The sequence below is a fragment of the Clostridium sp. TJA020 genome (assembly GCF_058310295.1).
Genome location: NZ_JBZEFC010000003.1, coordinates 117,046 through 142,476, shown reverse-complemented (window position 1 = coordinate 142,476; position 25,431 = coordinate 117,046). Strand labels below are relative to the sequence as shown.

Sequence of the window (25,431 nt, the reverse complement as noted above, 5' to 3'; positions counted from 1 at the left end):
AGATATGTATACTTTGGGAATAATAACCAGCAGTGACAAAGGCTCGAAAGGGCAAAGGGAAGACAAAAGTGGAGAAGTAATAAAGAAAATATCTGAATCTAAAGGCTTTAAATTAGAAAGATATACAATACTTCCAGACGAAAGAATTAAGCTATCAGAAGAAATGAAGTATATGGCAGATGAGCTTAATTTAGATTTAATACTTACAACCGGTGGTACAGGCTTTAGTGAGAGAGACATAACACCAGAAGCTACTAAGGATGTAATAGAAAAGGAAGCTTTAGGTATAGCAGAAGCTATAAGAAATTATAGTTTTACTATAACAAAAAGAGCTATGCTTTCAAGAGGAACAGCAGGAATTAGAAAAAGAACATTAATAGTTAATATGCCTGGAAGTCCTAAGGCATGTGAGGAAATCTTAGATTACATATTAGAGGACTTAAAACATGGATTGGACATAATGAAAGGAAGTGCTTCAGAATGCGCAAGAAAATAATTAGTGCATTTTTAATATCATGTTTATTTGTAACTACATTACTTGTTGGATGTGCTAGTAAAGATGATAGTAAAAAGGCAGAAGGAAAAGAGTTAACAGTAAGTATAGCAGCTAGTCTTAAAAAACCTATGGAAGATATAGCTAAGAAATTTAATGAAGAAACAGGAATTAAAATAACTTATAATACAGGTGGATCAGGTACATTAAAGAAACAAATATCAGAAGGTGCTAATGTTGATTTATTCTTTTCAGCAAATACTAAGTATATGGATGAATTAATAAATGAAAAATTAGTAAATAAAGATGATACATATAACTTTTTAACAAATTCATTAGTTTTAATAGAAAATAACGATATGAAAAAAGATATAAAATCATTAAATGATTTAAAAGATACTAAAGGAAAAATTGCAATAGGTGATTTAAAAACAGTACCAGCAGGGCAATATGCAAAACAAACATTAGATAATTTAAAATTATGGGATTCATTAAAAGATAGATTCGTATATGCTAAAAGTGTATCAAATGTTGTAAGCTATGTTGAAAATGGAGATGTAGATTATGGATTTGTTTATAAAACAGATGCAAAAGATATTAAAGGTATTAATATAGCTTATGAAATACCAAATAAATATCACAAGAAAATCCAATATTCTTTATGTGTATTAAAAGATAGTAAAAATGCTGAAGAAAGCAAGAAATTTGTTGAATTCTTAAAAGGTGATGAATCTAAAAAAGTATTTAAGGAATATGGATTTGGAGTAGAATAATATGTTAATAAATGCTTTTATTATATCATTTAAAGTAGTTGTAATTGCAGTTATTATAAGTTTAATTTTATCAATAGTTGGAGCATACATTTTAATTGAAAAAAAAATAAAGCTTAAACATATTATAGAAACAATAATACTATTTCCTATGTTTTTGCCACCATCTGCAATTGGTTATTTAATACTTATATCTTTAGGTAAAAGAGGTTTTATAGGAGAATTTCTTTTGAATAACTTTAATATAACAATAATATTTACTTGGACTGCAGCTGTAGTAGCAGGGGTTGTTGTTTCTATGCCTATAATGTATCAGAGTATAAAGGCGCAATTAATAGGAATAGATGAAGATATAAAAAATGCAGCAAAAGAAATGGGAGCAAGAGATAGAGTAGTATTTAGAAAAATAAGTTTACCATTATGTAAAAAAGGAATATTTACAGGAATAATATTAAGTATAGCTAGAGTTTTTGGGGAATTTGGGGCAACAATACTTGTAGCAGGGAACATACCGGGTAAAACTCAAACAGTTCCAATGGCTATGTATTATGCTATAGAAAATAATGATGACAGAACTTCTAAGATTATACTAATAGCAATTGTTATTATTTCAGTGACATTAACTTTTTTATATAATAAAATACTTAAGAGAATAGCATAAGGGGGTAAATAGAAATGAAAAGTGTAAGAGTACAAGATGCAGTAGGTATGGTATTATGCCATGATATAACAAAAATAGTTCCAGGAGAATTTAAGGGGAGAGCTTTTAAAAAAGGTCATATAATCAAAGAAGAAGATATAAAGGAATTATTATCAATAGGGAAAGAGCATATATATGTTTGGGAAAATCAAGATGGTATGCTTCATGAAAATGATGCAGCTATAAGACTTAAAAACTTAGTTTGTGGAGAAGGATTAGAATTTGGAGAAATAAAAGAAGGAAAAATAAGCTTTATGGCTTCAAAGGACGGTCTTTTAAAAATAAACAAGGAAAAACTTTTAGAGCTTAATATGTTAGGAGAAATAATAGTTGCAACTATACAGAACAATACTCCTGTAAAAAAAGGAGAATTAGTTGGATCTACAAGGGTAATTCCTTTAGTAATAGATGAGAAAAAAATAATAGAAGCTGAAAATTTAATAAATGAAAAAATTATAGAAGTTATTGATATAAAACCTAAAAAAGTACATATGATAACTACAGGAAGTGAAGTTTATCATGGAAGAATTAAAGATGCCTTCGGACCTGCAGTTAGAAAAAAATTAGAATACTATGGATGTTCATTAGAAAATCAAGTTATACTACCAGATAACAAAGAAATGATTGTTTCTGAAATAAAGAAAGCATTAGAAAGTGGAGCAGAAATGATAGTATGTACAGGTGGTATGTCAGTGGATCCTGATGACGTTACTCCAACAGCAATAAAAGAATGTGGAGCTAACCTTATAACATATGGAGCACCAGTTTTACCAGGAGCAATGTTTTTATTAGCATATAGTGGTGATGTTCCAATAGTAGGCCTTCCAGGATGCGTTATGTATTGTAAGAGAACAATTTTTGATTTAGTTCTTCCAAGAATATTAAGTGATGAGAAGCTAAATCTTAGAGATATTGCTTTATATGGACATGGAGGTTTATGTTTAAGCTGTGAAGTTTGTACATTCCCTCATTGTTCATTTGGAAAAGGAGAATAAAATGAATGATAAGTTAACACATTTTGATAATAAAGGAAATGCAATTATGGTTGATGTAGCTCTTAAGAATAAAACAGAAAGAGTTGCTATAGCTACGGGAAAAGTTAAAACAAGTAAAGAAATAATAAATAGAATAAAAGAGGGTACAATAGGAAAAGGTGATGTTTTAGCTGTTGCAAGAGTAGCAGGAATTATGGCAATAAAGAAAACATCAGATTTAATTCCAATGTGCCATCCAATAATGATAGATGGATGTAGTATAGATTTTGATATAGATGAAGAAAATTCAGAAATAATAATAAATTCTAAAGTTAAAATTGTTGACAAAACAGGAGTTGAAATGGAAGCATTAACTGGTGTTTCAGTTGCTGCACTTACTATATATGATATGTGTAAAGCCGTAGATAAAAGAATGGAAATAGGCGAAATACATTTAGTTAAGAAAACTGGTGGAAAAAGTGGAGAATTTAATTTTTAAAGCTTTGAGGTGGTAGTGTGTTAGATAGATTTGGAAGAAATGTAGACTACCTTAGAATTTCTATTACTGATAAGTGTAATTTAAGATGCCTATATTGTATGCCAGAGAAAGGAAATACTTTTTGTAGTGATGAAAAAAAACTTTCTAATGATGAAATACAAAGAATAGTTAACTTATCTTCTAAGCTTGGTATTAGAAAAGTAAGACTTACAGGAGGAGAACCTCTTGTTATGGACGGGGTAGTAGATCTAATAAAAAACATAGATTTAATTGACGGAATAGAAGAAATAGCAATAACTACAAATGGAATATTGCTAGATGATAAAATTGAAGCTTTATCGAAGTGTGGTCTTAAAAAAGTAAATATAAGTCTTGATACTTTAAATAAAGATAAATATTTTAAGATTACAAGAGGTGGAAACTTAAGTAAAGTTTTATCAGCTATAGACAAGGGGATAAAGCTTGGAATTAAGATTAAACTTAATACAGTTATAGTTGAAGGTATTAATGATGATGAAATATTGGATTTAATAGATTTAACAAAAAAAATTCCGGTTGATGTTAGATTTATTGAACTTATGCCAATTGGAGAAGGTAAGAAATTTAAAGGATTATCTAATGAGAATATATTGAAATTCATAACAGAAAGTAATATTGAATTTGAGGAAATTAAAAGAAATTCTCATGACGGACCGGCAGAATATATAAAACTTAAAGGGGCTTTAGGACGAGTTGGATTTATAAGTGCAATGAGTAATTGTTTCTGTAAAGATTGCAATAGAATAAGAATTACAATTGATGGATATTTAAAGCAATGTTTAAATTGGAAAAGTGAAATAAATTTAAAATCTATAATAAAATCAGGAGCAAATGATGAAGAGATAAAGGATATAATAGAAAAAGCTATATATAATAAGCCAGAAAAATATCTTTTCAAAAGTGTTGATGAAAACAAAGAAATAAAATTTATGAATGAAATAGGAGGCTAATTCATGGCAAAAATAGTAGCGATTTGTACAAGTCCTAAAAAAGGAACTGCAAAGAAACAAGTAGAAGAGGCTATTTTAATAGAAGATTTTGGTGTTAAAGATGATGCGCATGCAGGAAAATGGCATAGACAAGTAAGTCTTTTAGAACTTAAAAAAATAGATGATTTTAATAAACAAGGTGGAAATGTTAAGTTTGGGGACTTCGGCGAAAACATTGTAATAGATGGAATTGAAGTTGATAAATTAAATATAGGACAAAAAGTTAAAATTGGAGAAGCTATTTTAGAAGTAACTCAAATAGGCAAGAAGTGTCATAGTGAATGTGAAATATTTCATAGAGTAGGAAAATGTATAATGCCTATACATGGTGTTTTTACAAAAGTATTAAAAGGTGGAACTATCAGAGTTAATGATATAGCAGAGTTAATATAAATAAAAAAATGACTATCAATTAAGATAGTCATTTTTTTATTTATATTATTTTAATTTCATTTTCTTTTCATATCTATCATAAAGAATTAATGCAATTGCACCAAATATTATAGGACCTGCAATTTGAAATAAAGTTGCAACGTAATCTCCTGAATCTAAAGCAGGTTTTATTATTGTAAATATGTTTGCAAATATAATAGTAATTATTACAATAACAGTCCAAATTTTTGTTGTAGTATGGTTTTTATACATAACAAAAGGTTTATGTATTTCTTCTTTTTTCTTAAAGGCAATAAAAGCAAATGCTATAAATATATAAGGTATAGTCATTGCAACATTGCTCATAAGAATTAAGTAGTTTAAGAAAGCTGATGCAGTTTTACCACCAAGTGAAGAAATTAAAATTATAGCAACAACAATTATACATTGTATCCACATTGCATTTTTTGGCATATCATTTTCATCAAGTTCACTCCATGATTTTGGCCAAATTTCTTTTGGTGTTCCTTCAATAAGTTGCTTAATAGGTGAATAAGTCAAGGTAAAGAATGAACCCATTAAGGCTAAGAACATTGAAAGTCCAATAAATCTTGCAAATGAAGCACCAAGTATTTGAGCTCCAGAAGTTCCAAGGTTAAAGGCTAAACCTAAAGTATAACCTAAATTACTCATAACAACATATCCGGCATTTGCCATATTTACTGTTGAAGAATTTAATGTTGTTGACCAATTAGTAAAGAAACCAACACACAATATTCCTAAAGAATAACCAATAGCAATAATTACAGCTGCTATTTTAATTCCTTTTGGGAATGTTTTTTCAGGATTTTCAGTTTGATCAACTAATCCTCCGATTGCTTCAAGTCCACCGTAAGCAAAAATTGCAAATACCATAAATCCTAATACTCCAATTGGAGATTGATAAGTTGGATTTGGTGATGAAATAAGTGAATATGTACTAATAGGTTGTGCAAGTTCAAATTTATTAGCAATAAGAACTACTATTGCACCAATTAATAAAACTATATTTGCTAAGGCTATAAAAGTACCACCTATTGATGTAACTTTTGTTATGCTTTTTAAACCTTTTGAAGCGGCAAATGTTATTATGATAAATAAAGTTATGCCAAGTAATGCCATTGTATGTGAGGCATTCATTCCAAAAAGGCTCCAAGTTGAAGTTCTATCTTCTCCAAATATAACATTAGAAAGTGGTACCCAAATTGATGATGATGTAGAAACCATCCAAATTATATAAGAAGTATACCACATGAAAGTAACTATAAATGCATATTTAGGGCCGACAGATTTATTCATCCAAGAATAAATTCCACCTTTTTCGTCTTTGAATGCAGCACCATATTCAGAAAGCATAAATGAATATGGAATAAAAAATGTTATTGCTGAAATTATATACCAAGGTATAGCTGAATATCCCATAAGTAAGAATGCTCTAGCTATATTTGTAAATCCAAAAACTGATGTAAATGTCATTAATATTAGTGCGATTAATGTAAGTTTTTTGTTATTATGTTTGCTCATAAGCTCCTCCTTAGAAGTAATGTTAATAATTTACTTTATCACATTAAAGTTATGAAATAATGAAGTATAAATTAATATTTTATTAATAGTATTTAACAATATGAGTGGACTATACTTATTTAATATAAAATAATAAATGGAAGTACATAGAATGTTTAATAAAATTTAAAATTTAATACATTTAATGCTGATAATATTAATAGTATTATTAATAAACTTTGGAGGTCAGTTATGAAAAAAATTCTTTCTATATTTAAGAGAGATATGAAGGCAATAATAAAAAATCCAGTTGCAATTTTAATAATTGGTGGACTCTGTATTATTCCTTCACTTTATGCATGGGTAAATATAAAAGCTTGCTGGAATCCATATGAAAATACTAGTACAGTTCCTATTGCTATTGTAAATAATGATAAAGGAGCAACAATTGATAATAAAAATATAGACATTGGAAAAAGTGTTGTTTCGGAACTTAAAAATAATAAGGCTATAGGATGGACTTTTGTAGATTCTAAAAAGGCAGAGCTTGGAATTTTAAATGGTGATTATTATGCAGTAATTGAAATTCCAGAAGATTTTTCAAAAGATTTAACAAGCCTTGCAACAGATAAACCAGTTAAGCCGGAAATTATATACAAAGTTGATACTAAGTCAAATCCAGTTGCAGGAAAAATAACAGAAGTTGCCGAAGAACAGTTAGTTGATCAAATAAAATCTAATTTTGTATCAACAGTAAATAAAACAATTTTTGCATCATTAAATAATGTTGGTAAAACTCTTCAAGCAAATAAAGATCAAATAATAGGATTAAAAGATGCAATAATAAAAATAAATAAAAATATGGATATTATAATTAGCACGTTAAATTCTACAAGTAGTAATGCTAAAAATCTTAATACATATTTAAATAATGTAAAAGCAACTATGCCAGAATTAACAAAAGGTGTAGATGCAATAAAAGATGGGGCGAATCAGTCAAAAAAATTAACTACATATACAAAGAATGCTATAAATAATTCTTTTGACAGTTTAGATATGAACATAAATCAGATAAGTTCATCAAATAAAAAAATAAGTTCACTTATAAAAGGTTTAAATGATTCAATATCATCGGGAGGTAAAGATGGTGTAGGTACAGCTATATCTTCTATAAGTCAAGAGATAGATTATACTATAAATAATGTTGATACTATTAGTAAGTTTTTAAAAGAATTAAATAAAAATACTAATACAAATAATATTGACTTATCAAATGTAATTACATCATTAGATAGTTTAAAATCAACATTAAATAGTGAAAAAGATAAGTTGAAAGAATTAGAAACTTCATTTAGTTCACAAGGGGAATTAAGCTCTAGTATAGTTAAAGATATAACATCAATAAATTCAAGTATGAGCAGTAAAGTTAAGAGTATATTAGGTGAATATAATACTTCAACTAAAAGTTCAATAAATAAAATATGTAATAATTATATAGATGCTACAAATGAAGCTAATAAGATTTTAGATGGTTCAAAAGATATGATAGCTAGTATTGATAGTATACTTAATTCTGGAGTAAATGCTACAAATTTAACATCTGATATATCAAATGATTTACTTAAAAAATTTAATTACTTTAAAGATAGTATAAGTGAATTAAGCAAAAAGCTAGAGGAAATTAATGATAATAATTTAAGTGAAATAGTAACAATCCTTCAAAGTAAACCGGAAATTATGGGTTCATATATTTCAAGTCCCTTTAATGTTAAAGATGAATCAATTTATAAAATTGCAAATTATGGATCAGGAATGGCACCAATATATTCAGTACTTGCAAGTTGGGTTGGATGTCTTGTATTGACATCACTGCTTTCTACTGAAATAAAACCATTTGAGGGAAGTGAGAATCTTACAATAAGAGATAGGTATTTAGGAAAACTTGTTACATTTACTTTTCTTGCTGTTATACAAGGCTTTATTATAGCAGCAGGTGACAAATATATATTAGGAGTTCAAACAGTTAATACACCTTTGTTTATTTTCTTTGGAGTATTAGCGTCATTTAGTTTTTGTATAATAGTTTATACACTAGTTTCATTATTTAGAAATGTTGGTAAAGCATTAGCGATAATATATATGGTAATACAAATAGCAGGTTCAGGAGGAAGTTATCCAATACAAGTAGACCCTAAGTTTTTTAGAGTATTACAACCATTATTTCCATTTACATATGCACTTGGAGGGTATAGAGAGGCAATAGCAGGACCTCTTCTAAGTAGTGTTGCATTAGATATATTTATGTTACTTTTATTTGCAGCAATATTTTTTATAATAGGAACATTCTTTAAAGAAAAGATATGGAAATATGTAAAAAGATTTGAGGATAAATTTGAGGAATCAAGAATAGCTGAATAAAGTTTTATTCCATTAATTATTACAGGAGAGGATATTATGAAGAAAATATTTAAGATTTTCAAAAGAGATTTGAAAAATATTATTAAAAATCCAGCAGCAATAATAATTGTAATAGGTTTATTCTTTATTCCTTCACTTTATGCATGGGTAAATATAAAGGCTTGTTGGAATCCTTATGTAAACACAGGAGCATTACCAGTAGCTGTTGTAAATGAAGATACAGGAACAAAATTTAATGGTAAAAATATTAATGTTGGAAATGAAATAGTAGAGGAATTAAAGAAAAATAAAGATATAGGATGGCAGTTTGTTGGAGATTGGCAAGGAAATTATGGACTAAATGAAGGAAAGTATTATGCACTTATAGAAATTCCACAAAACTTTTCAAGTGATTTAACAAGTCTTTTAAGTTCAAATCCTATAAAACCAAATATAATATATAAAGCTAATGAAAAGGCAAATGCAATTGCAACAAAAATAACTCAAGTAGCTGAAAATAAATTAACAGAAGAAATAAAAAGTAACTTTATAAATACTGTAAATGAAGAAGCGTTTAAATATTTAAATAAGTTTGGAAATAATATAAAAAATAATAAGCCACAAATATTAGAATTAAAAGATACATTGAATCAAGCTGAAAACAATATTAGTAAAATAAGTAATGAACTATCTAGTTCTGTTAAACAAATAAATAGTACAAAAGGAAATTTAAATAATTTAAAAAATGATTTACCTGCTATTACAAATTCAATAAATAATCTTCAAAGTATGGTTACAGGAAGTAAGGAATTAGTTTTAAATACTAAATATAGTATTCAAAATTTAGGAAATGGACTTAAAAATGATTTATCACAAATTCAAATGACACAAAATAAATATAATGAATTGTTAAATAATATATCTACAGTAACAAAGGATAACTTAGATAAAGAAAAGATTAATAAAACAATAAAAGATATGAACTCTATATTAGATTCAGTAAATACTAGTATAGATAGTGCAAAAGCAGTTTTAATAAAATTAAATGAACAAATGCACAACAATTCAATACAAGGTCAAATAGATAAATTAGCTAGTTTACAAAGTGTAATAGTACAAGAAAAAGAACAATTATCTATTTTAAAATCTTTAATAGATAATAATAAATTTGCAGAAAAAGGACAAAATGTAATAAATAAATTAATTGAGCTAAATAATAATTTTTCAAGTAAGACAACAAATGCATCAAATAATTTATATAGCAATATTATTCCTTCATTAAGTGCTTTTGCAGATACATTTGCACAAGGTGGGGATAGTGCAAATAATGTTTTAGAGGCGAGTAAAATAGTTGTGCCACAATTAAATGGGTTAGCTAATCTTGGAATATTAAGTGGAGATGTTGCTTCATCTCAAATAAAAGATGCAAATAAGAAGGTAGAGGATTTTAGTAAAAAGATTAATAAGCTTCAAGATGAAACTAAAAATATAACAAGTAAAAATATAGATAGTGCAATAGAGTTATTAAGCAAAAATCCAGAAACAATAGCTTCATTTATGTCATCACCAATAAACGTAAAAACAGTAGAAGTATATAATACAGGAATATTTGGAGTAGCTTTAACACCATTTTATACAGTTTTAGGAATATGGGTTGGAATACTTCTTATGGCTGCATTACTTACAACAGAATGTGATGAATTTGAAGATGGTGAAAAATTATCATTTCTTCAAAAGCATTTTGGTAAAATGTTATTATTTTTATTTATTGGTGTAGTTCAAACATTAATTGTAATTACAGGAAATATACATATACTTGGAATAAATCCCGAAAATACAGGATTATTATTTGCTATGGCATTACTTTCATGTATAGTATTTACTATAATTATATTTACGTTAGTATCTTTATTTGGGAATATAGGTAAAGCTATTGCAGTTGTAATAATGGTATTTCAAATAGCTGGTGCTGGAGGAATATATCCAATACAAACAAATCCTGAGATATTTAGAATGCTTGAGCCTTTATGGCCATTTACTTATGCAATAGATGGATTTAGGGAAGCTATAGCAGGGCCAGTATGGAGTAGTACAATGAAAGATATTAAAATGTTATGTATATTTGGAATTGTATTTTTAATATTAGGAATATTTAAAAAGAGCTTAAATAAAATAAGAATATTTATGGAAGAAAAGTTTGAAGAAGCTGAATTATAAAAGAAAGACTGTTACACTAATAAATCATAGTGTAACAGTCTATTTTATTTATTATTTATATCAGATATTGATAACCCTTTTTCAGCTAATTTTCTATTTGTATTTTTTCTAGTAATTTTATATATTACTCCAAATAGAGGAATACCAAGTAGAAATCCTAAAAATCCAAATAAACTTCCACCAATTAACATAGCAAACATTACCCAAATAGAAGATAAACCTATTGAATTTCCAACAACTTTTGGATATATAAGATGTCCTTCAAATTGTTGTAATACTATTATAAATATAATAAAAATTACAGCTTTAATAGGACTTATTATAAGTATTATAAAAGCTGATGGAATAGTTCCTATAAATGCTCCAAATATAGGAATTAAGCTAGTTACACCAACTACAAATCCTATTAGTAGAGAATATGGAAGCCTTAAAATAAACATTCCTATAAAACATAAAGTTCCAATTATAACTGCCTCAATACATTGACCACCAATAAATTTTTGAAATGTTTCGTTAGATATTCTTCCTATTTCAAGAATTTTATCTGCATGGTTGTCCTTTAAATGTGCATATATAAATTTTTTACATTGAAAAATAAGTTTTTCTTTATTAGAAAGCATATATATTGAAAAAACAAGAGCTAATAAAAAATTAAATATACCAGATGTTATGCTCATAGTTAAATTTAAAATATGATTTAATGTAAATCCTAATACTTGGCTTGCAAGACCTAATATATCTTTCCAAGCATTCATAAATGTGGTCCAAATAGAATCAAAACCATCAATATTTCCTAAGTTTTTAAGAACAATATTTTCAAATGATTGTATATATTGTGGAACGCTATCAACTAACTTAGATACGCTATCTAAAAGTTGGGGAATTATAAAAATAACTAAAGTACTTAACAATCCTATAACTAGTAATAGGGTAATTACAATGGATAAAGGTCTTTTTAATGAATTTAAAAATTTAAAATTTTTAATTTTTGAGATAGGTGTAAGTAATTTATTTTCAATTATTCTCATCGGTATATTTAATACAAATGCAATACCTATAGCCATTAAAAATGGAGCGGAAATATTTAAACTCCATTTTAGAAAATTACCAACAGTAGATAGATTCAGAAAAATATATGATAAAACTATTATATATGTGGAAATTAAAAGTGATTGTTTGACTTTACTATTTAAATTTTTCAATTAAAATTCCCCTTTCATTATTTTCAGTAAATATAGTTATAGAAAATATTATACATATATAAAAAATTTATAGCAATGAAAAGAGATAAATATTTAAAAAGAGAAATGGTAGGATAATTATCCTACCATTTCATCTTTAGATTGTTATTATTTTATTGTTTTCTCGTATTGTTCTACCATTCTTTTAACCATTTCTCCACCAACGCTTCCGCATTGTTTTGAAGATAAGTCTCCGTTGTAGTCAGTGAATGGAACTCCCATTTCATTAGCTACCTCATTTTTGAATTTTGCTAATCCGTCTTTTGCTTCTGGTACTAATTTTCTTGCCATTGTTCATTCCTCCTTATACGAGATGTTTTTGTAAAGTTTATTTGATTTACTTTACATTCATAGTTTATGTCTTTTTAGAATTTATAAACTATGTTTCTAAAACCATATATGGAATATTTATGAAATAATTTTGCTAAAAAATATTTTAGAGTTTAATTCTTATATTTCATATGTGGTAATAGATTATTTATAGTTTAACCAGGAAGAAAAAAAATACTACAAAAAAATTAATCCAATTTATACCTAAAAATTTTAAAGCAAATCTTTATAAGCTTTAATTCCATTTAATGAATCGGCTTCTTTTATTGCTCTTAATATAGCTTTTTCCATAACATTAGAAGCTATCATACCTACAGTTGTAACATCTATATCAACTTCATTTGTAGCCATTGTAAATATAGTATCTCCATCAAACATTGTATGAGCTGGTCTCATAGTTCTTGCATAGCCATTATGAGCCATTGAAGCTACTTTTTTTGCATTAGATTTTGAAAGATTAGCATTAGTTACTACTAAGCCTATAGTTGTATTTCCTTTGAATGGAGTTTTAGGGTTTTTTAAGTTATTAATTAAAATATTTTCACTATTTAAAAATTTGTTTGTATTTTTATCTAAAGCACCTGCAATAATATTTGAAGTTTTAGGATCTATAACATCTCCAAGACAATTAACTGCAACTATAGCACCTACTTTTAAATTACCAACTTCTACAGCATATGTTCCAAGTCCACCTTTCATAGCAGTATGTGGACCTAAAATTTTACCAATAGTAGCTCCGTATCCTGCACCTATATTACCATTTATATCATCATTATAAGTTTCACTATTAACACAGGCTTCGTATCCCATAGATTTATCAGGTCTTATTTTAGGATTTCCAAAAGCTAAGTCAAAAAGAACAGCAGAGCAAACTATTGGAACTTTAGCAACTTGAACATCAAATCCTATATTTTTTTCTTCGAGATATTTCATAACACCTGAAGATGCATCAAGACCAAAAGCACTTCCACCTGACAGCACAACAGCATGAATTTTTTCTATCATTTCAGAAGGATCTAAAAGATCTGTTTCACGAGTGCCAGGAGCTCCACCTCTTACGTCAACACCACCAGTTGCACCTTTTTCACAAAGTATTACAGAACATCCAGTAAGACCTTTAATATTTTGAGCATGACCCAATTTTATTCCGTTTATATCAACAAATTTAATTTCTCTCATAAAAATTACCCCCCTAAATCAAAAGCTCCTATAAAAGATAGGAGCATAAAATCAAATTATTTTTTTATTTTTTTAATAGTTAAAACTACTGGTATTGTTATAAGCGCTGATAATAAAGCTTCTGGAATACCATTAGTTGCACCAACAGTTGCAATAACAGTTCCTGCTGCTGTTGGATCTATGTTTAAAGCTTTTGAATACTGTTCTAAATAAAAAACATAAGTAAGCCCCAAAACACCAACAGTGTTTGTAATAGTTCCAAGTACAGCTGCAACTCCTATAGGAATTGATTCTTTTCTAAACTTATTTTTTAATAGTTTATAAACATAATAAGCTACTATACCAATTAATATTCTTGGAACAATTGCAATTATTGGATTATAAAATATAAATGATGTTGGACCAGGAGCTGTAAATGCTTGATACATAGAAAAAATACCAAAAACGCCTCCTACTAATGCACCAACTAAAGGACCTTCAACTATTGCGCCAATTATTACTGGTATATGCATTATTGTAGCTTTCATAAAAGGTAGCGGTATAAATCCTAGTCCTGTAAGTCCTAGAAATATTGATATACCTGAAAGCATACCTACAATAACCATTTGACGAAGTCCTAAAATTCTTTTGCTTGCACTTCTTTCCATTTTGTAACCTCCGTTCTTATTCCCCAATTTAGGATATAATTCGGCAAAAAACAATATAAAAATTTTGAATTTTGCGTTCAGTTTCAAAAAATTTGAATACCGACAGTATATATTTTACAATGAAGAAAAAGGAGTTTCAATAGAAATTGTTAAAAATTTATCGATATTTTTCAATAGAATTTAAAATATGAGTTATTTACTATATTTAGGAATGAAAAGTAGTTTTATTCAGAAAATTTAAAAAAGAGTAACTTTATTAGCTACTCCTTGAAATTAGTATGAATTATTATCAGTATTTTTAATTATATCGTCTTTATTTGGCATTATAAAAATACAAGCAATATATCCAGCTATACCTGCCCCAAAAGAACAAAAAGTAAATATAATCCAAATAAGTCTTATTACAGTAACATCAATATTTAAGTATTCTGATATACCTTGACAAACACCGCTTATCTTACCCTTATCAGGAACTTTATATAATCTTTTCATTATAATTACCCCCTAAAAGCTTTTAATTAATAAATACAGTATATTTAAAAATAATGTAATATACAATATAGTTTGTTGGACTTAAATTAACATTTATATTTTTTTAAGAGTTTAATATACTTTCTTAAGAATTTAAAAAATAAATAGTATAATAATATTATAGTATGTCTTAGGAGGAAGTTATGAAAGAAAATAATTATATTGTGAAAGCTTATCCAGAGAAATCTTGGAGTATTTCTAGGGTTAAGACATTAAAAAACTGCTTAAGGCAGTATTATTACACATACTATGGTTCACATAGAGGATGGGAAATGGAAGTTTCAGAGGAAAGAAAATTAGCTTGGAGATTGAAAAAATTAACAAATATATGGATATATTTTGGAGATATAATTCATGAAGGAATAAAAAATATAATAAAATTTCAAAGTAATAACCAAGGTAAAGAAATTGATGTGGACAAGTTTAAGGAATTTATTAGACTTAAATTAAATATATTAGTTAAACAAAGTAGTAAAAAGAATCGAGATGTTGAATGGGATACTTATCCTAAAGGAAACATGCTTCAAGAATATTATTATGATGGAAAAATAAATAAAGAAGATATAGATGAAATTAAAGAAAGAATAGAACAATGTACTGAGAATTTTTTTGAGAGCAAAACATTTTTTGATATATCAAATGGTAACTTTAAAAATATCATAGAAATTGATGAAGGGAGCTTTAATCACATTTTTATCCACAAAGTTAAAGTTTTTTCTATAATAGATATGCTTTATGTTGATAAAAATGATAACTGGGTAATTGTTGATTGGAAAACTGGTAAATATGATGAGGAAAATAAAGATCAAATTTTGGTTTATGCAATATATGTTATGGAAAAATATAATATTCCAATAAATTATATAAAGGGTAGAGTAGAGTATTTATATCTAGGAGAAAATTATGAATATGACTTTACTAAAGAAGACATCAATAATATGAAAGATAGAATAAATTTAGAATTGAATGTTATAGATGCATTATTGGAGGATAAAAATATAAATAAGCCAAAAAATAAGGAAAGTTTTTTAATGTGTGAAGAGGATTATAAATGTTATATATGTAAATATAAAAGATTATGTAAGAAGGGTGGATATTAGTTATGAAATTACTTAAATTAAAAAAGCAAACAAATAATAAGTATTTAAATATGTATGAAATGGAATTAGAAAATAAAAAAGGGAATTTAAAAAAATATTATTTTGCAACAAGGAGAGAAGAAAAAGATCTTGCTTGTAAGACAAAAAATCATAATAAAGCAGATGGTGTTATGATAATTCCAATAACAAGTGATAGAGAAGTTGTATTAGTTAAGCAATATAGACCTGTAATAAGTGATTATATATATGAACTTCCAGCAGGAATAATAGATCCAGGAGAAACTATGGAAGAAGCAGCAAAAAGGGAGTTATTTGAAGAAACTGGTCTTAAATCAACAAGTTATGAAGTTTTTTTAAAGCCTAGTTATACATCAGTTGGTATGACTGACGAAACTACGGCTATAGTAAAAATGGATGTATGTGGAGAGATAACTTCTGATAATGTAGAAGAAAATGAAGAAATTGAAGTTATTAAAGTTAAAATAGATGAGGTAATTGATTTTGTAGATAAAAATAATGTATCAATAAAAGGTGGTATAATATTAAAATTAATTAAAAATTTATATTGATATGTTAAAAAAATGTGTATACAAATAAAATACAGTTGTATACAATAAAGACACATGTTATTATAATGATGGCAGTAACAATTTTATTACATACACTAGAGATGAGTAATATATATTTGGGGGCTATTATTATAGAGGTGTAGTGAATGAAAGGCAATTATTTAGTTGTAGATAAAAAAGTTTTACCTGAGGTGTATTCAAAGGTTATAGAAGTTAAGAATATACTTAAAGATGGAAAAATAAAAGAAATAACAGAAGCTACTAAGATAGTAGGGATAAGCAGAAGTGTATATTATAAATATAAGGATCATGTATTTGATTTTGCAGAAAGCGTCCAAGGAAGAAAAATGACTTTTAGTATGATTATAAAGCATGAAAAAGGAGTTTTATCAGATACATTAAATTATATATCAGATAAAGGTGGAAATGTACTTACAATAGATCAAGGCATTCCTATAAATGGAGCTGCAAATCTTAGTGTAACTATAGATATGACATCTTTAGAATGTGATATAACGGCTCTTTTAGATGGACTAAGAGAGATGTCTAGTGTAGAAAAGGTTGACTTTATAGCGATGGAATAAATTATTTTAATTTAAAGGCTTAATAAACTTTTAGTTTATTAGGCCTTTTTAAATAAATATAGTGTTTAGAATTTTAATATTATTAAGTATATATACTTATTATGGTATAATATAACAAGAATAAGTTAAGATAGAGGTGTTTAATTTATGGGGGAAATGTTAGAAAGTATTAACTTAAGAAAGGCAGTAGAAAGTGACATAAATTTAATTGTAGGATTTATAAGAGAAATAGCTGAGTATGAAAAAATGTTAAATGAAGTTATTGCAACAGAAGATGAGGTATATGAGTCTATATTTAAAAGAAAAGAAGCAGAAGTTTTAATAATAGAAAAGGATAGTAATCCTATAGGATATGTAGTTTATTTCTTTAATTATTCTACATTTATTGGAAGATCAGGTTTTTATTTGGAGGATATATATATAAAGCCTAAATATAGAGGTAAGGGTTATGGGAAAAAGGTATTTAAATATTTAACAAAGTTAGCTTATGAAAAAGGTTGTCATAGAATGGAATGGAGTTGCCTTAATTGGAATAAGCCATCAATTGAATTTTATAAAAGCCTAGGAGCTGTTCCTATGAGTGAATGGACTGTATATAGATTAACTAGAGATAAGTTTAAAGATGTTTATGAAAGTAAAATGTAGAGGTGAAAGATATGGGGGATAGTAAATATTATAGTGTTGTAAGAGATGAAGTTAAAAAGCTTATAAAGGAATATTGTAAAGAAGGAGCTCATGATATATATCATCTAGATAGAGTATATAAGATGGCTTTATATATAAATGAAAAAGATAAATTAAATGGAGATTTAGATATTTTATGCTTAGCATCATATATGCATGATTTACACAGACTACAATTAAAAGATGATGTTGAATTAAAACATTCAGATGATATAGAAGAAATATTTAATGATATATGTTTGAAATTAAAAATTGATAATAATTTAGTAGAAAAAATAAAAGAGTGTATAAAATTAACTGACAAACATTCTTTTTGTGGTGATGTAATTAAAGAATTAGAATCACCTATAGAGGGTATAATACTAAGGGATTCTGATAATTTGGATTCATTAGGAGCAGTTGGAATAGCGAGAGCATTTATGTTTGGTCAATATATAGGAGAAGAAATGTATAATCCAAATCAAAAGTTAAATGATAGAGAATATGATTTAACTTCTAGAAGTAGTTCTATAATACATCATTTTTATGAAAAATTATTTAAGCTTGAATATGATATGATAACAAATACAGCTAAAGAAATTGCAAAAGATAGAGTTGATTATATGGAGGAATATCTTAATAGATTTTTTGAAGAATTTGATGTTATAATATAAATTTAATAAATAATTAAATATATAAAAACAATTTATATATATTTTTAATTTATTATTATGAAATGCAAGAATTTATTTTATAATATGAGGGTGGCAAAAGATGAAAAAGAAAACTAAAATTATTTTATCTATATTAATATCTGTATTAATATTAATTTTATTGATTTTAAATACAATAAGAGAAGATAAAATAATAAAACAATTTGAGCAATACTTAAACAGTCATAAAACTGAATTTAGTGAATATATGATTGGAAAAGAAGAAAAAGAATATAAACAATTAAAGAAGAAGGCTGATAGTGTCATAAAATTTAAAAATGTAAAAATAGTTCCAGAATTAGAAAGTCAAATGAATGAACTAATAAATAGAGCTAAGACTGATAATGAAAAAATATTAAACAATCAATTAAATGATATTAGAAATTTTGATTTAAGTAAATTTAGTGATTCTAAAAAGAAATCAATAAAAGATGAGATAAAAGAAATTCAAAGTTTAATTGATAATAAAAAATATAGTGATGCAAGTAAAAAAATTAAAAATTTAAAAAATAAAATGTATAGTTCTATAAATAATTAATTTATTTTATTCAATTTAATTACTATAAGTTTTTAAAATAATAGTGTTAAAAAAGATGATTTTTAAAAATCATCTTTTTTAATTTTAAATAATTTTTAAATATTTTATTTTACATATTAAAAAAAAATGATACAATGTAAATATCAATATTGGAAACGTATACTTTAAAATCTTATTTTTATCTTTTTATTAAGATTAAGGAGAAGATAAAAATGAAAGAATTTAGTCTAAAAACTAAAATATATTTTGGTGAAGGAGCTTTAAGTAAATTAAGTGAAATTTCAAATAAAAATGTTCTGATTATATGTGATAAATTTATGGAAGAAAGTAAAACAGCAGAAAAAATTGCAATTAAATTAAACAATTGTAATGTTTCTATTTTTAGTGACATAGTTCCAGACCCTAGTGTTCAAATAGTTGCACTAGGAGTGAAAAAGCTTAAAGAGTTAAATGCAGATATAATTATTGCATTAGGTGGAGGATCTTCTATAGATGGAGCTAAAGCTATACGTGAATATTATAATAATTTATTTAAAGAGAATTCAAAATATATAGAATTTTATGCTATACCTACAACAAGTGGAACTGGATCAGAAGTTACGGAATATGCGGTAATAACTAATAAAGAAGAAAATTTAAAATATGCATTAACTAACAAAGCACTTTTACCAGACGTTGCTATTTTAGATGCAGAACTTACAAAAACTGTTCCTAAATCTATAACAGCAGATACTGGAATGGATGTAATAACACATGCAATTGAAGCGTATGTTTCAAAAGGTTCTAATGATTTTTCTGATGCTTTAGCAGAAAAAGCACTATGTTTAGCCTTTAATAATTTAAAATTAGCGTATAATGATCCAGAAAATTTAATTTTTAGAGAAAAACTTCACAATGCATCTTGTCTTGCAGGGATGGCATTTAATGCTTCAGGTCTTGGAATAACTCATAGTTTAGCTCATGCTATAGGAGGAAAACTTCATATACCTCATGGAAAGGCAAATGCTATAATACTTCCATATGTTATGGAGTTTAATGCTAATATTAATAATAATTTATATATGCAAGATTATGATTTAGTTGCGTTAAAATATCAAAGATTAGCAAAACTTTTAGATATAAATGCATGTAGTACTGTTATAGGAGTTAATAATTTAATAAGAAATATAGCAAATTTAAAATCAGATTTATCTATTCCTAAAAACTTAATAGAACTTGGAGTAGATATAAAACTAATTAATGACTTTAGAGATGAAATAATAGAGGCTGCATTGAAGGATGTATGTACTAGTTCAAATCCTAGAGAAGTTTCTAGAGAAGATTTAAATCTATTACTAGATAAGATAATTGGAATTTAAAATATAGAGGTTAAGCATATTTTATGTTTAACCTTTAATTTATTTTATAGGTTTTTATAAAGTTATTTAAGTATTTTTATAAGTTTTAATAAATAATAAGAAAATATTGACAATAAATTCTCAATATGATAATGATAAATTAATGACAATTAATAATTTTTACTCAAGGTTAACAAAGGATAGGAGGAAGAAATATGAAGGATGAAATGTATTATATCGGGAAAGTGGAGAAAATTTGCAAGATAAGTAAGAAAACATTACGATATTACGATAAAGTAGGAGTATTATCTCCTGATGTTGTACATGATGAAAACGGATACAGGTATTATAGTAAAGATAATATGTTATCTATTCCAGTCATAAAGTATTATAAGCAAAGCGGATTTAAACTTGAAGAAATTAAAAATTTAATTTATGAATGTGAGTGTAGTGAAATTGAAGAGAATTTTAGAGAAAAAATTAAAGAGCTTGAGGAAGTTGAAAGAAATTTAAATTTGAAGAAAAAATCTATTATAGATTGGTATTCATTAGTTAAAGAGGCAAAAATGGTTATTGATAATAATTTAAATGAGGTTTCGGTAAAATATATTAATAAAGTTGATATGCTGTTTTTAGATCAAGATTTTGATTATGATTATATAGATTCTATAATAAACATTGATTTTACTAACTATATAGAGAGTATTGATAATGCGATTACAGGACCTGTTATAATACAATTTCCATCCTATAAAGAAAAAATTAATGGCACTTGTAAAACCATGAGAATAATTCAGCAAAGTTTAATAAAATGTGAAAAAGAAAAAACTATTGAATTCGGTGGAGAATTAGTAGCTTCATGTTATCATATAGGATCTCATGATAATATAAATAAAACTTATGAAAAAATACTAGATTGGATAAAATTACATAACTATGAATGTGAAGATGAATGCTATGAAAGATATGTAGTTGATTATTGGACAAGCAAAGATAGTAGAAATTTTGTCACAGAAGTTATGATAAAAATTAAAAATTAGATTAATTATTAAGTTATATAAAAAAGCTTACCCTTAGGTGAAAGGTTTTTTATATAACTTTTTTTGTTTTATATTACAAATTATAGAAAAAAGTATTAAAAAATGGAATTATAGCATTATAAATATAGAATTATTTAAAATAAAGTTAATAAAATTTAAATAAATATAAAAATAACGTTTACAAAAGTTTTGAAATTTGTTATTGACCTTTAACTTAAGTGGAGGGATTATAATCAAATTGAATAAAGCGAAGATAAAAATAAGAAGTATACAATATTCCAATTTAAGAAATTTAATTTGTAAGTACATTTATATTATTTTGGTAAACGTTTAATAGTAAAGTGATTGCTAAAAAATTAACAATGCAATCGGTTTATTTATAAATCAATTAATATGGGAGGAGTTCTTATTTATGTCAGAGATATCAGTAGGAGTTGATTCTAAAGCAAATACTAATGATCAAAGAATTAGTAAGGCGATGGAATTAAAAGCAAAAATGAAAAGCAATTTCTTTAAAAAAGGAGTTGCAATAGCACTATTTTCAGGTATTTCATATGGTCTTTATACTGCATTTTTAACAATGGGAATGAGTAAAGGAGTTTGGGAAGATTGGTATGGAGCAAATACAGCAGGTCTTTCAGCATTTGTTATAGTTTATTTACTTGCTGCCCTTGGAAATGCAATTAATGATACTTGTAGTGCTGTTTGGGCAATTGGAAACTCTTTAGTCCAAGGTAAGTTTAAAGATTTTATAAGATGTTTGGCTTCTAAACCAGGAAGAATAATTATAGGAGCAGCACTTTTAGGAGGTCCATTAGCAGGAACAGCTTATGTTGTTGCTCTTCAAATGGCAGGTCCAATTATAGTTCCTATATCAGCTCTTTGCCCTGCAATTGCTGCAATTCTTGGAAAAATACTTTACAAGCAAGAAATTACAAAACGTATGGCAGTAGGAATTGCAATATGTGTATTTGCAAGTTTCTTAATAGGAAGTACAGGATTTGCAGGAGGAGTTTCAGGAACTGTATTTTTAGGAATTTTCATAGCAGTTATAGCAGCTTTAGGCTGGGGATTTGAAGGTTGTGTTGCAGGATATGCATCAACAATGGTTGATCCACAAATTGGAATATGTATCCGTCAATTATCATCAGGTATAGCTAATTTATTTATAGTAGTACCTATAATGGGACTTTTAGCAGGAGATTTACAAATTTCTAAAAATTTAGCTATTCAAGCATTTACTAGTGGCCCTGCAATGATATGGTTCATTTTAAGTGGATTATTAACATTCTTAACATTTATGGCTTGGTATAAAGGAAATAGTATGTGTGGTGCGGGACTTGGAACTGCTTGTAATGGTACATATTCATTCTTTGGACCTTTCTTCTGTTACTTAGTTTTAGGAGTTATTTCAGGTATGGATGGATGGTCACTACCAGCAGTAGCTTGGATTGGAGCTATTATAATGATGTTTGGTATTTTAACTATAGCTACAAATCCTTTAGACTTTTTTAGAAAGAAGGAGGCATAAAGTTTATGAAACCTTTAAATTATGCTATATTAAAACATTTTACAAAAGTTCATGAAGCTTCAGCATTAGATGTTATGGAAGCTTTAAAGGGAGATTACTCAAGCTTTAGAACATTTAATAAAGAATCTATAATTGATGCCTTATTAACAGCAGAAGCTAATGGATTAATCGAAGAAACTAGAGTTGATTTAGATGAAAATGATGAGCTTATTATTTTTTATCATGCAAATGAAGAAGGTAAAGCTGCAATCAATGGATATATAAAAGATTAATTTAAGATGGAGGTATTCATATATGAAGTATTATGGAGATGAAGCTTTAGGGCTTGTAGAAACAATAGGTTTAGTTCCTGCACTTGAGGCAGCAGATAAGATGCTTAAAGCTGCAAATGTTGAATTAGTTTCATACGAAAATATAGGTTCAACTCTTGTTACTATAATGGTTAAAGGTGATGTTGCTGCTGTAAAATCTGCTGTTGAAGTTGGAGCAGAAGCTGCAAGAGCTATAGGAAAGCTTACAGCAAAAAATGTTATGCCAAGACCAATTAGAGAAGTTGGAAAAATAGTATCAGTTCATGATATTGATGAATAGAAAGGAAATGGTTAATATGATTAGACGTGAAGCAATAGGATTAATTGAGACATTTGGATTAGTTTTTGCTTTAGAAGCAGCAGATGCTATGTGTAAAGCAGCGGATGTTGAATTAGTCGGTTATGAAAATGTGGCATCTGGTTATATTTCAGTTATAGTAACAGGAGATGTTGGAGCTTGCAGAGCTGCTGTTGATGCTGGAGTAAGAGCTGTTGAAGAGATGGAAGATGGAAATCTTTATAGTTCAGTAGTTATAGCAAGACCTCATAATGATCTTCAAAAAATTATAGATAAGTATTCTTTAGAAGTACTTTAATAAAGTTTTAGAAAAGGGGAGATGAAAATGAATATTATAGATAATGATTTACTCTCCATGCAAGAAGCTAGAATACTTGTTGAAAATGCAAGGGAAGCTCAAAAAAGTTTAGCTACATTTCCACAAGAAAAGCTAGATGAGATAGTAAACCGTATGCTTGAAGTTATTAAAGAGTATGATGGTGAATTAGCTAGATTAGCTTTTGAAGAAACAGACTTAGGAAGAGTAGAAGATAAATTAATAAAAGATAGGTTTGTAGTTTCTTATCTTAGAAAAAAGTTAGATGGAATGAAGTGTGTAGGAATAATAGAAAAAGATGATAGTAATAAAACTATGGATATTGGAGTTCCAATAGGAGTAATTACAGCTTTTTGTCCTATGACAAGCCCAGTTTCAACAATAATCTATAATTCAGTTATAGCTATAAAATCAGGAAATGCAATAGTATTTGGTCTCCATCCTAAAGCAAAGAATGTTATGAAAAGAACTTTAGATATTCTAATTAGAGCAGCTGAAGGTTATGGACTTCCAGAAGGAGCAATTTCTTATTTAAGTATAGTATCTGAAAGTGGTTTTATAGAACTTATGAAACATAAAGATACATCATTAGTTATGAACACTGGTGTTAAAGATTTATTAAAAGTTTCAACTAAATGTGGAAAACCAGTTATTTATGGTGGAACAGGTAATGGGCCAGCGTTTATAGAGAGAACTGCTAATATAAAAAAGGCAGTTAAAGATATTATAGATAGCAAAAGTTTTGATTATGGGGTAGTTTCAGGTGCAGAGCAATCTATAGTTGTAGATAGTCCTATTGCAAAAGAAGTGAAAGATGAGCTTATTAAAAATGGAGCTTATTTTATGAGTGAAGATGAATCTAAATCTCTTGAGAAAATTATATTTGATAAGTATGGAAATCTTGAAAAAGAGTTTATTGGAAAGTCACCAGAATTTATAGGAAAAAGAGCTGGAATAAATATTGCATCTGATGTAAAGGTTTTGATATCAACTCAAAAGTTTGTTTCCTTAAATAATCCTCATTCTAGAGAAAAACTTTGTCCAATACTTTCATTTTATGTAGAAGATGATTGGATGCATGCTTGTGAGAAATGTATAGAATTGCTTTTAAGTGAAAGACAAGGTCATACCCTTATAATTCATTCAAATGATAAAGAAGTAATAAAGCAGTTTGCTCTTAAAAAACCAGTTGGAAGAATTTTGGTTAATACTTCAGGAGTATTTGGAAGTATGGGAGCTACAACAAATCTTTTCCCATCAATGACACTTGGAAGTGGATCTGTTGGAAAAGGAATGACCTCTGATAATGTATCTCCAATGAACTTAGTATATATAAGAAAAGTTGGTTATGAAGTAAGAAATAAAGATGAATTTTTAAATTCTATAGGCATGAATAGAGAGGTTAATAATATTACTGATAAAAGTTTAGATAATTCTTTAGATAATATGCAACTTCTTAAAAATGTTTTAACTCAAATTTTAAAAGAAAAATAATTAAATAGAAAAGGAGT

The 25,431-nt window shown here is 27.0% G+C and carries 28 protein-coding genes; 22 read left to right on the top strand and 6 right to left on the bottom strand.

The window, feature by feature from the left end:
- The first annotated feature begins 4 nt into the window (after positions 1-4).
- Genes AC4FQ1_RS06680 through AC4FQ1_RS06650 form a run of 7 tightly spaced genes read left to right on the top strand, consistent with a single transcriptional unit; the run spans position 5 to position 4,857 of the window.
- Positions 5-496, top strand: coding sequence for a MogA/MoaB family molybdenum cofactor biosynthesis protein (locus tag AC4FQ1_RS06680; RefSeq protein ID WP_303128726.1), 492 nt, complete (start codon positions 5-7; stop codon positions 494-496).
- Positions 481-1,266, top strand: coding sequence for a molybdate ABC transporter substrate-binding protein (modA, locus tag AC4FQ1_RS06675; RefSeq protein ID WP_491169282.1), 786 nt, complete (start codon positions 481-483; stop codon positions 1,264-1,266). Before AC4FQ1_RS06680 ends, modA begins: the two co-directional genes overlap by 16 nt.
- Before the next feature lies 1 nt (position 1,267).
- The gene (gene modB, locus AC4FQ1_RS06670) at positions 1,268-1,924 is read left to right on the top strand and encodes a molybdate ABC transporter permease subunit (protein WP_491147844.1); all 657 of its coding nucleotides are present in this window, start codon (positions 1,268-1,270) and stop codon (positions 1,922-1,924) included.
- A gap of 14 nt (positions 1,925-1,938) precedes the next feature.
- Positions 1,939-2,958, top strand: a complete 1,020-nt coding sequence (locus AC4FQ1_RS06665) for a molybdopterin-binding protein (protein WP_491147842.1) — start codon at positions 1,939-1,941, stop codon at positions 2,956-2,958.
- A 1-nt stretch (position 2,959) separates the two neighbouring features.
- A complete protein-coding gene (gene moaC, locus AC4FQ1_RS06660) occupies positions 2,960-3,436 on the top strand; it encodes a cyclic pyranopterin monophosphate synthase MoaC (protein WP_303128731.1) in 477 nt (158 codons plus the stop codon).
- 17 nt (positions 3,437-3,453) lie between these two features.
- The gene (moaA, locus tag AC4FQ1_RS06655; RefSeq protein WP_491169281.1) at positions 3,454-4,425 is read left to right on the top strand and encodes a GTP 3',8-cyclase MoaA; all 972 of its coding nucleotides are present in this window, start codon (positions 3,454-3,456) and stop codon (positions 4,423-4,425) included.
- A gap of 3 nt (positions 4,426-4,428) precedes the next feature.
- Positions 4,429-4,857 carry an MOSC domain-containing protein gene (locus tag AC4FQ1_RS06650; RefSeq protein ID WP_303128735.1) on the top strand — a complete coding sequence of 143 codons (429 nt, stop codon included), beginning with the start codon at positions 4,429-4,431 and terminating at the stop codon, positions 4,855-4,857.
- Between the two features lie 45 nt (positions 4,858-4,902).
- Here AC4FQ1_RS06650 and yjeM read toward each other — a convergent pair whose 3' ends face one another.
- Positions 4,903-6,399, bottom strand: coding sequence for a glutamate/gamma-aminobutyrate family transporter YjeM (gene yjeM, locus AC4FQ1_RS06645; protein ID WP_303128737.1), 1,497 nt, complete (start codon positions 6,397-6,399; stop codon positions 4,903-4,905).
- A 231-nt stretch (positions 6,400-6,630) separates the two neighbouring features.
- Here yjeM and AC4FQ1_RS06640 point away from each other — a divergent pair, with 231 nt between their 5' ends.
- Positions 6,631-8,796 (top strand): YhgE/Pip domain-containing protein, encoded by a 2,166-nt coding sequence (locus AC4FQ1_RS06640; protein ID WP_303128739.1) that lies wholly within the window; start codon positions 6,631-6,633, stop codon positions 8,794-8,796.
- Between the two features lie 36 nt (positions 8,797-8,832).
- Positions 8,833-10,992 (top strand): YhgE/Pip family protein, encoded by a 2,160-nt coding sequence (locus AC4FQ1_RS06635; protein ID WP_491169280.1) that lies wholly within the window; start codon positions 8,833-8,835, stop codon positions 10,990-10,992.
- 44 nt (positions 10,993-11,036) lie between these two features.
- Here AC4FQ1_RS06635 and AC4FQ1_RS06630 read toward each other — a convergent pair whose 3' ends face one another.
- The 5 genes from AC4FQ1_RS06630 to AC4FQ1_RS06610 form a co-directional block, all read right to left on the bottom strand.
- Positions 11,037-12,194, bottom strand: coding sequence for an AI-2E family transporter (locus AC4FQ1_RS06630; RefSeq protein ID WP_491169279.1), 1,158 nt, complete (start codon positions 12,192-12,194; stop codon positions 11,037-11,039).
- A 147-nt stretch (positions 12,195-12,341) separates the two neighbouring features.
- Positions 12,342-12,524, bottom strand: a complete 183-nt coding sequence (locus AC4FQ1_RS06625) for an alpha/beta-type small acid-soluble spore protein (RefSeq protein WP_303128742.1) — start codon at positions 12,522-12,524, stop codon at positions 12,342-12,344.
- A gap of 252 nt (positions 12,525-12,776) precedes the next feature.
- Complete coding sequence (locus AC4FQ1_RS06620; protein WP_491169278.1) at positions 12,777-13,742, bottom strand: P1 family peptidase; 966 nt, start codon at positions 13,740-13,742, stop codon at positions 12,777-12,779.
- A gap of 56 nt (positions 13,743-13,798) precedes the next feature.
- Positions 13,799-14,389, bottom strand: coding sequence for an ECF transporter S component (locus AC4FQ1_RS06615; protein ID WP_303128745.1), 591 nt, complete (start codon positions 14,387-14,389; stop codon positions 13,799-13,801).
- Between the two features lie 273 nt (positions 14,390-14,662).
- Positions 14,663-14,881, bottom strand: coding sequence for a PspC domain-containing protein (locus AC4FQ1_RS06610; protein ID WP_303128746.1), 219 nt, complete (start codon positions 14,879-14,881; stop codon positions 14,663-14,665).
- A gap of 182 nt (positions 14,882-15,063) precedes the next feature.
- On the opposite strand from AC4FQ1_RS06610, the gene AC4FQ1_RS06605 reads away from it, so the two are divergent.
- The 13 genes from AC4FQ1_RS06605 to AC4FQ1_RS06545 all read left to right on the top strand — a co-directional run bounded on the left by AC4FQ1_RS06605 (position 15,064) and on the right by AC4FQ1_RS06545 (position 25,414).
- Positions 15,064-16,020, top strand: coding sequence for a PD-(D/E)XK nuclease family protein (locus tag AC4FQ1_RS06605; protein ID WP_303128747.1), 957 nt, complete (start codon positions 15,064-15,066; stop codon positions 16,018-16,020).
- A gap of 2 nt (positions 16,021-16,022) precedes the next feature.
- Positions 16,023-16,589, top strand: coding sequence for an NUDIX hydrolase (locus AC4FQ1_RS06600; RefSeq protein WP_303128748.1), 567 nt, complete (start codon positions 16,023-16,025; stop codon positions 16,587-16,589).
- A 146-nt stretch (positions 16,590-16,735) separates the two neighbouring features.
- Complete coding sequence (locus AC4FQ1_RS06595) at positions 16,736-17,173, top strand: ACT domain-containing protein (protein ID WP_303128750.1); 438 nt, start codon at positions 16,736-16,738, stop codon at positions 17,171-17,173.
- 147 nt (positions 17,174-17,320) lie between these two features.
- Positions 17,321-17,818: a GNAT family N-acetyltransferase gene (locus AC4FQ1_RS06590; RefSeq protein WP_303128752.1), complete on the top strand. Its 498-nt coding sequence runs from the start codon at positions 17,321-17,323 to the stop codon at positions 17,816-17,818.
- An 11-nt stretch (positions 17,819-17,829) separates the two neighbouring features.
- A complete protein-coding gene (locus AC4FQ1_RS06585; protein WP_491169277.1) occupies positions 17,830-18,510 on the top strand; it encodes an HD domain-containing protein in 681 nt (226 codons plus the stop codon).
- Between the two features lie 100 nt (positions 18,511-18,610).
- Positions 18,611-19,087 carry a hypothetical protein gene (locus AC4FQ1_RS06580; protein WP_491147830.1) on the top strand — a complete coding sequence of 159 codons (477 nt, stop codon included), beginning with the start codon at positions 18,611-18,613 and terminating at the stop codon, positions 19,085-19,087.
- Between the two features lie 212 nt (positions 19,088-19,299).
- Positions 19,300-20,445 carry a 1-propanol dehydrogenase PduQ gene (locus AC4FQ1_RS06575; protein WP_491169276.1) on the top strand — a complete coding sequence of 382 codons (1,146 nt, stop codon included), beginning with the start codon at positions 19,300-19,302 and terminating at the stop codon, positions 20,443-20,445.
- Positions 20,446-20,639: 194 nt separating this feature from the next.
- Entirely contained in the window at positions 20,640-21,464 is an 825-nt protein-coding gene (locus AC4FQ1_RS06570; protein WP_491147826.1) for a MerR family transcriptional regulator, read from the top strand.
- A gap of 478 nt (positions 21,465-21,942) precedes the next feature.
- Entirely contained in the window at positions 21,943-22,995 is a 1,053-nt protein-coding gene (locus AC4FQ1_RS06565; RefSeq protein WP_491148166.1) for a DMT family transporter, read from the top strand.
- 5 nt (positions 22,996-23,000) lie between these two features.
- The gene (locus tag AC4FQ1_RS06560) at positions 23,001-23,267 is read left to right on the top strand and encodes a hypothetical protein (RefSeq protein WP_303128764.1); all 267 of its coding nucleotides are present in this window, start codon (positions 23,001-23,003) and stop codon (positions 23,265-23,267) included.
- Positions 23,268-23,289: 22 nt separating this feature from the next.
- Entirely contained in the window at positions 23,290-23,586 is a 297-nt protein-coding gene (locus AC4FQ1_RS06555) for a BMC domain-containing protein (protein WP_303128765.1), read from the top strand.
- Between the two features lie 16 nt (positions 23,587-23,602).
- Positions 23,603-23,902, top strand: coding sequence for a BMC domain-containing protein (locus tag AC4FQ1_RS06550; protein WP_039316665.1), 300 nt, complete (start codon positions 23,603-23,605; stop codon positions 23,900-23,902).
- Positions 23,903-23,929: 27 nt separating this feature from the next.
- The gene (locus AC4FQ1_RS06545; RefSeq protein ID WP_491169275.1) at positions 23,930-25,414 is read left to right on the top strand and encodes an aldehyde dehydrogenase family protein; all 1,485 of its coding nucleotides are present in this window, start codon (positions 23,930-23,932) and stop codon (positions 25,412-25,414) included.
- The last annotated feature ends 17 nt before the right edge of the window (positions 25,415-25,431 follow it).

Coding starts and splice junctions, on each gene's coding strand:
- AC4FQ1_RS06665 (WP_491147842.1), top strand. CDS start 1,939: ATGAAAAGTGTAAGAGTACAAGATGCAGTAGGTATGGTATTATGCCAT.
- AC4FQ1_RS06650 (WP_303128735.1), top strand. CDS start 4,429: ATGGCAAAAATAGTAGCGATTTGTACAAGTCCTAAAAAAGGAACTGCA.
- AC4FQ1_RS06555 (WP_303128765.1), top strand. CDS start 23,290: ATGAAGTATTATGGAGATGAAGCTTTAGGGCTTGTAGAAACAATAGGT.
- AC4FQ1_RS06640 (WP_303128739.1), top strand. CDS start 6,631: ATGAAAAAAATTCTTTCTATATTTAAGAGAGATATGAAGGCAATAATA.
- modA (WP_491169282.1), top strand. CDS start 481: ATGCGCAAGAAAATAATTAGTGCATTTTTAATATCATGTTTATTTGTA.
- AC4FQ1_RS06575 (WP_491169276.1), top strand. CDS start 19,300: ATGAAAGAATTTAGTCTAAAAACTAAAATATATTTTGGTGAAGGAGCT.
- AC4FQ1_RS06610 (WP_303128746.1), bottom strand. CDS start 14,881: ATGAAAAGATTATATAAAGTTCCTGATAAGGGTAAGATAAGCGGTGTT.
- yjeM (WP_303128737.1), bottom strand. CDS start 6,399: ATGAGCAAACATAATAACAAAAAACTTACATTAATCGCACTAATATTA.
- AC4FQ1_RS06590 (WP_303128752.1), top strand. CDS start 17,321: ATGGGGGAAATGTTAGAAAGTATTAACTTAAGAAAGGCAGTAGAAAGT.
- moaC (WP_303128731.1), top strand. CDS start 2,960: ATGAATGATAAGTTAACACATTTTGATAATAAAGGAAATGCAATTATG.
- AC4FQ1_RS06565 (WP_491148166.1), top strand. CDS start 21,943: ATGGAATTAAAAGCAAAAATGAAAAGCAATTTCTTTAAAAAAGGAGTT.
- AC4FQ1_RS06550 (WP_039316665.1), top strand. CDS start 23,603: ATGATTAGACGTGAAGCAATAGGATTAATTGAGACATTTGGATTAGTT.
- AC4FQ1_RS06570 (WP_491147826.1), top strand. CDS start 20,640: ATGAAGGATGAAATGTATTATATCGGGAAAGTGGAGAAAATTTGCAAG.
- AC4FQ1_RS06615 (WP_303128745.1), bottom strand. CDS start 14,389: ATGGAAAGAAGTGCAAGCAAAAGAATTTTAGGACTTCGTCAAATGGTT.
- AC4FQ1_RS06560 (WP_303128764.1), top strand. CDS start 23,001: ATGAAACCTTTAAATTATGCTATATTAAAACATTTTACAAAAGTTCAT.
- AC4FQ1_RS06585 (WP_491169277.1), top strand. CDS start 17,830: ATGGGGGATAGTAAATATTATAGTGTTGTAAGAGATGAAGTTAAAAAG.
- AC4FQ1_RS06620 (WP_491169278.1), bottom strand. CDS start 13,742: ATGAGAGAAATTAAATTTGTTGATATAAACGGAATAAAATTGGGTCAT.
- AC4FQ1_RS06595 (WP_303128750.1), top strand. CDS start 16,736: ATGAAAGGCAATTATTTAGTTGTAGATAAAAAAGTTTTACCTGAGGTG.
- AC4FQ1_RS06600 (WP_303128748.1), top strand. CDS start 16,023: ATGAAATTACTTAAATTAAAAAAGCAAACAAATAATAAGTATTTAAAT.
- AC4FQ1_RS06625 (WP_303128742.1), bottom strand. CDS start 12,524: ATGGCAAGAAAATTAGTACCAGAAGCAAAAGACGGATTAGCAAAATTC.
- AC4FQ1_RS06605 (WP_303128747.1), top strand. CDS start 15,064: ATGAAAGAAAATAATTATATTGTGAAAGCTTATCCAGAGAAATCTTGG.
- AC4FQ1_RS06580 (WP_491147830.1), top strand. CDS start 18,611: ATGAAAAAGAAAACTAAAATTATTTTATCTATATTAATATCTGTATTA.
- AC4FQ1_RS06680 (WP_303128726.1), top strand. CDS start 5: ATGTATACTTTGGGAATAATAACCAGCAGTGACAAAGGCTCGAAAGGG.
- modB (WP_491147844.1), top strand. CDS start 1,268: ATGTTAATAAATGCTTTTATTATATCATTTAAAGTAGTTGTAATTGCA.
- AC4FQ1_RS06635 (WP_491169280.1), top strand. CDS start 8,833: ATGAAGAAAATATTTAAGATTTTCAAAAGAGATTTGAAAAATATTATT.
- AC4FQ1_RS06545 (WP_491169275.1), top strand. CDS start 23,930: ATGAATATTATAGATAATGATTTACTCTCCATGCAAGAAGCTAGAATA.